Raw genomic sequence first — 3,856 nt, 5'->3', positions numbered from 1 at the left:
CCCCGCCGATTCCAGAAGCTAAAACAGCGGCTGGCCCGCTACTTCCGCCGAACACCATGACCTTGTCATCTTCTTTAACATCACGTATTGGGAATCGAGACTGGTCGGTAATTTCAATCGTCATGCAGCACCTCAGCTAACCAGGGTCGACAGCAACAGCAGCTGACCATCGATGGTGATTGGTTCGTTGTTCATGGAAAGGTATTCACCACTGCCATTGATCAGCAGCAACCCCGAGACCGTTGTACGCTGATGATGTGTCAAGTTTTCCAGCGGCGGAACGGGCGTGTAATCGAAATCAATACTGACGATACCGTCAGTGGTGGTTGACCACGCATTTGCACCTATAAGGTGGCCATCGTGCACCATTCCCCGAAGCCGGGCTTGCAGCCTTTCCAGTATGGCCTGTGGGCGTGCCTGGTTGAGCGGTTTGTCGAGGTCTCCAAATACCGACTCCAGCACAGCCTCTGTAATTTTGTGAGCCGATCGCGTGTAGTTTTCGAATTCGAACTGCGGCTCGGCTGCGCATGTTCGGTTCCCCCAGAATGAATAGCTCACGATGTCCCGGCCGCCTCTACGGCCAGTTTTTCGTCCGATCAGTGTTGTGATACCGGCTTCGTTCAGCTGCACTGCGTCACAGTCCGGGTCCATTAAATCCCAATAGACATCAGCAGAGATGCCCGCCACGCCGTCTACCGCCACGTTTGAAAGCGTTTTGTGCCAGCCGATATCGTTGTCGATTTGCGCGCGTGAGCCAAGTGCATAAGCCGTTGCTGGCATGACACTGCCAGAATCGTTGATGAAGTCGGGCCAGATGAGCATGAGCTCACGAGCTGTGAAGTTGGCGCGGTACGTAAGCGCTTCTGCCTTGGTGGTGCAGCCATTGCATCCAGCGTACACAAATGCGCGCAGCTTTTGCGCGACGGTGATCAATGCGGTGGTAACAGCCTGAGTATCCAGCCCGGGCACACCCAAAATGCGGGGGTTAACCCCAAGCTTGGACTGTGCTGACAAAAGAGCCTGCATGCCTGTTTTCTTGCCGTCGACGTCGCCACCGATCAGGTTGGTTTCCGTTTTAGCTGCATCAGCGCCTTCGGGTACCCGTACCACAACCACCTGGGCATTAGTTTGGTTGCCGATGGCGGTGAGTGTATTCAGCAGGGTTCCAGTGGTGCCAGCGCTTGCAGTACCACTGCGCGGATTGGTTAGCAGGACCGCTGTATTGGCTGGAAACACAGCGACGTCTGCGTCGTCGGCGGTGCAGATGATGCCGATGACGGCGTTGGCTATGGTCGCTACCGGTGGGGTTGTTGCCGGCAGTTCCATTACGAAGGTTCCGTGGCTGCTCATTTAGCTAACCGGGTCGGTGGCCGTGTTGGCCACGCTTCCTTGCGGAGTTACGGTTAAGTAGAACGGACAATCATTCAGCGTGCTGTTCTCGGTCTGAATGACCATTGTCAGCTCCGTTGTTGTCTTTGATAGGAAGTCGACGATGAATTCGTCCTTGCCGGTTTCAAACGAGGCCAGAGTGACCTGGCAAACGATGCCGCTGACGTTTTGGAGCGTCCAGGTTTCGGTACTGGCGTTATATTTTTGGTAGAGAATCCCGTATGTGCCGGTGGCTTTGCGCTCAACAATTACCTGATAAGCGCCGTCGATGATGGTCCCACCGTACTGGGTATGAAGTTGATAAAGACGGGCAAATGGCATTGATTCACTGAGATCAACGCGCCCGGAGATGGGGAAGCTCAGTGCGTCGTTCAGAAAAGAGATCATCACTGTACTTGGTACTGTCGATGCCTTTAGCCGTGTATTCAGGGTGGCAATTTGACTTCCACGTTCGTCGACCTGCTCTTGCAACGCATACGCAGCAGCGGCGGTGACCAACTTTGACGAGTCGTTCGTTTCTGTATCGTCGGTTTTGGTTCTGTTAAACCAGCTTTGCAGCCGCAACGCATCGACCACTTTTCCTTGCGCGCCGGCGTCCACTTCATCGTTGATGGCTAGTTCGACAACACCTGGCTTGGATGTCGTCCCCGCCGGGAGCACAAAGTTGGTGCTGCCAAATGAAATCGCGGCAGGGTCGACGGTGGTTAATGTCAGGTCCAGCGCCATTACCAATGCTGAGCCCGAGGCTTTTTCAGTGACGTAACCACTTGTCTGGGAGTACAAGGCGATCAGTGTTCCACTGGCATCGAAGAAGCCCAGCTCACCGGCTTGATATGCGTCCGTGCTGTCGTCAACGATATTAATGCGCAGCACACCTGGGAGCGTTTCTTCGCCGGAGATGTTTGTGATGGGTTTGATCTCTGACTGCAGTGCAGTCGCTGCACTTGTTGGATTCCACTGGCCCGATCCGACGCGCATTTCTGTAATGCGTAGCGTTAGCCCCGAGTTTTGTGCATCGATGATGGCTGCCAGTCCAGCATCTGTAATCACTATTTGCATGCTCATGAGTCTGTCATTTCCAGTTGCAAAAGTTGTACTCCGCGCACTGCGGCTACGGCGCCAATGGTTGCTGCTGCATCGTGTGTTGCCCGCAGCTGATAGTGGGCATGCAGCGGTTTGACGCGCTCAATTGCGCGCTCGATTGCTTCTTTGAATTCGATTGTGTCGGGCAGTCCACTGTCCGCTGGTGAATACTGCACGGTGAACGTGTGCGGTGTTCCTTGCGGTGATGTTTGCCACCATTCGGTGATTGTGATCTCGGCCCCCAAGGGGCGGATCGCTTGGTGCATGGCTCTGGCGGTACCCTTTTTCCGATGCACTTCTGCGGCGTTTTTTATCGCTGCTCGCTTCTGTTCGACGGTCATGGAGTCCAGATAGACGTCGACGGCGTACTCCCACGCCAACCATGGCAACAGGGCCTCTGGGCAGTTATCGATCGACACCACAGAACGATGGGGCATGTCGATATCAAACATGCTGGCGCAGCTTTCAGCGATTGCTTTCGGTAAGGGGGGCGTGCCCGGTGGCAACAGTGTGCGATTTGTCATTGCTGCTACGCCTCTGCCAGTGCCACAGCGACGGACGTGATGACGGCGGCACCGTTGTCGGCAACGGCAACCGTGCTTGTTGGGCTATTTAAGTGGACAGATTCAACACCGGTTACGTGAAGCAGCGAGTACAGTTGACTGATTTCGAGGTCGCGCCCGATCTCTTTTCTGTCTGCAGCGTATGCCTGCGCTGCATCGATCGCGTTGGCAAGGATCTCGCTGGCACCGTTACTGTCTTGTCCGTCGATTAAAACCAGTTCTGCGTTCAGTGCTACAGGCGTAATCACCGCCGGCGCGGTGATTACTTCGACTGTGAGCGGCCTGGAGTCATCAGACGACACTGCTGCATGAACCGTGGCGACTAATTCCTGTGATGGAGAGCCGTTGTTTGTGTGGCTAAGGATGGACACAAGAACACGGCCGGGTTCCGGGCTGGTTGCCCGTGCTGCTGCGACATCGCCATCGGCATCTCGTGCAATGCTTTCATAGGCGATGCCAGGGCCAGCGGTGCTTTGCTGTGACCAGCTGTCGTAGATTCGCTGCCGGTAATCATCATCGGATTCCATGACGGCGTCGTCGGTTTCGGTGGCCTCGGTAATGGTCAGGCGCTCCATGTTGAAGCGGTCAATGCCAATCACGTCCAGATCAGCCCCTGTAGCGTAGGCCAAGGTAATGGCCAGCACGCTGTCGTTAATGCGCTGGCGGAGTATCAGTTCCCGATAGCAGCTTTCTTGCAGCAGGTAGTTCAGCGGCTCGGACTCGTTATCGAGGACGTCCTCTGCACTTGGGTACAAGTTGAGCAGGGCTGCTTTTCGTTCGCTCAACAGGGCTTCGAAATCGAGCGTCTCGATAATGTCTGG

At 55.2% G+C, this 3,856-nt stretch carries 4 protein-coding genes; all 4 read right to left on the bottom strand.

Annotation, left to right across the window (positions count from 1 at the left end; all coding sequences use genetic code 11):
- Nucleotides 1-132: 132 nt before the first annotated feature.
- A complete protein-coding gene (locus G516_RS22470; protein WP_245582671.1) occupies nucleotides 133-1,326 on the bottom strand; it encodes a phage tail sheath subtilisin-like domain-containing protein in 1,194 nt (397 codons plus the stop codon).
- 24 nt (nucleotides 1,327-1,350) lie between these two features.
- Entirely contained in the window at nucleotides 1,351-2,454 is a 1,104-nt protein-coding gene (locus G516_RS0113245) for a phage tail-collar fiber domain-containing protein (RefSeq protein WP_028294054.1), read from the bottom strand.
- Nucleotides 2,451-2,996 (bottom strand): phage tail protein I, encoded by a 546-nt coding sequence (locus G516_RS23980; protein ID WP_084645056.1) that lies wholly within the window; start codon nucleotides 2,994-2,996, stop codon nucleotides 2,451-2,453. Before G516_RS23980 ends, G516_RS0113245 begins: the two co-directional genes overlap by 4 nt.
- Before the next feature lie 5 nt (nucleotides 2,997-3,001).
- On the bottom strand, nucleotides 3,002-3,856 hold an 855-nt coding region (locus G516_RS22460; RefSeq protein ID WP_036536541.1), incomplete at its 5' end, for a baseplate assembly protein.

The sequence above is a fragment of the Oceanobacter kriegii DSM 6294 genome, from assembly GCF_000422845.1.
Taxonomy (GTDB): domain Bacteria; phylum Pseudomonadota; class Gammaproteobacteria; order Pseudomonadales; family Oceanobacteraceae; genus Oceanobacter; species Oceanobacter kriegii.
The sequence above is the reverse complement of the archived record's forward strand: the minus strand, read 5'-3'. Positions and strand labels throughout refer to the sequence as shown.